The organism is Moraxella sp., from assembly GCF_024227015.1.
GTDB lineage: Bacteria > Pseudomonadota > Gammaproteobacteria > Pseudomonadales > Moraxellaceae > Moraxella.
The window spans coordinates 1-1,907 of sequence record NZ_JAAELD010000261.1; the positions used below are offsets into that span (position 1 = coordinate 1).

The 1,907-nt window shown below is 47.2% G+C and carries 1 protein-coding gene; it reads left to right on the forward strand.

What is annotated here, in order from left to right:
- Nucleotides 1-180: 180 nt before the first annotated feature.
- The coding region (locus GY683_RS06105; RefSeq protein ID WP_297287897.1) for an SAV_2336 N-terminal domain-related protein at nt 181-1,907 on the forward strand (1,727 nt) is incomplete at its 3' end.

Genomic DNA, 1,907 nt, shown 5'->3' on the forward strand with positions numbered 1-1,907 from the left:
ATTTATGATTCGGTACTTATGAACTCAACAACTGGTGGAAAGAACTGGAATCGAATCGCTCACTCAAGGAGAAGCGGGACATCTTGCCAAAGCCCCCACTCTTGACGCAATCCGATATAGAATCCAAGATTTAAAAGATAGCGTTGAATATCTAATGAATAAATTAAAACAAACACGCCTATGATCACCTTACTTATCGACACATTACGCACTAACGATATTGAGCCAACCGCCGAAGAGTTGGCTGACGCGCTATGGTTTGCTATGCAAATCAAGCCCTTCGTTGCGCCGGTAATTGCACCAATATCAGATGAAAAAAAGGCTCTGTCATCGTCTGCGCCTGACACATCACTGCAAACGGAATATCCACCGTCTTCAAAAGACGCGTCTGAAACTCAGCGTAAAATTCCGGAAAGCTACCCCCTTTATTCCCGTACTGCTAGGCAAACGGGTTCACAAAAAATCGGTAGTCTTCCCATCAAAACACCGGCTGCGACTGTGTTGCCTGGTGCGCTGAGTCTGGAAAAGGCATTGCGTCCCATCATGCGGCGGGTGGCATCGCGGACACATTATATATTAGATGAAGCAGCAACTGTGCAACGAATAGCGGAGCAGGATATTTGGGTGCCGATGTTGCAAGGCGCGTCGGAGCGTTGGTTTGATGTGGCTCTGATTATTGACCACAGTGCTTCAATGGTTATTTGGCAGCCAATTATTGCTGAATGGCGCAGTTTGCTCGAACGTCATGTAGCTTTCCGCAATGTGCGAACTTGGGGCATGAAAAACGAGGCAGGGCAAATCCAACTTTACGCAGGCTCACGTCCATGCCATCGGCGAGAATTGATTGATCCTTTGGGGCGGCGATTAATTTTAATCGTAAGTGATTGTGTGGCACCGCCTTGGAATACGGTGGCAATGACGCAATTATTAGAAATGTGGGGAGAGCGCAATCCTGTAGCCATTGTGCAAATGCTCCCGCAGCGACTTTGGGCGAGTAGCGCGTTGGGTAAGGCTACTCGCGTGAAATTACAAGCCACAACACCCGGTTTAGTCAACGCACAGTTGCGAGCTTATGAAGACGATTTCTTGTTTGATGACGAAAAGCCCACCGGGATTAAAAAAACCATCGGGATAAAAATGCCGATTATCACCCTTGAACCAGAATCTTTAAGGTTTTGGGCGCGGATGGTGATGGGCAGAGGTGACGCAGGGACACCGGGAGTCCTATTTGAGTCAAGCGTTAATCAGCAAGACAACGCGCCAACCATCCAACCCACTACCGAACCCACCGCCAAACAGCGCGTCCAACATTTCTACGCAGCCGCTTCACCGACTGCACAAAAATTAGCGGGATATTTAGCCGCCGCGCCGCTAACTTTGCCTGTCATGCAATTAGTGCAACAAGTCATGCTACCCCAATCACGACAGGTACATCTTGCCGAAGTCTTTTTAGGGGGTTTACTCAAGCGCGTCTCTCCCCAAGAATGTAATCCAATGGTAATGGAATATGATTTTCACGAAGGAGTACGGGATTTAATGCTGGATTATGTGCGAGTGCCGGATGCGATTAAAGTGCTTAAAGAAGTGTCAGAATATTTAAATCGGCGAATGGGGCAACCTTTGGACTTTCTGGCGTTGTTGGCTGATCCAACAGCAACCGATGGCATTGTGATTAATAAAGAAAAGCTGGCTTTTGCGGAGATTGGGGTTAAGGTGTTGGGGCGGCTTGGGGGAGATTATGGAAAATTGGCGACAAAGTTTGTTACAGAAAAACTTGAAGTTGAACCAGGAAAACAAGATGAAATTGCAAAAGCGAAAAAAGAACAGCAAACTAAAATACGTCGAACTTACCGCTATACAGACAATGACGATGGCACTGTTACAGACAACAGAACAGGGCTGATATG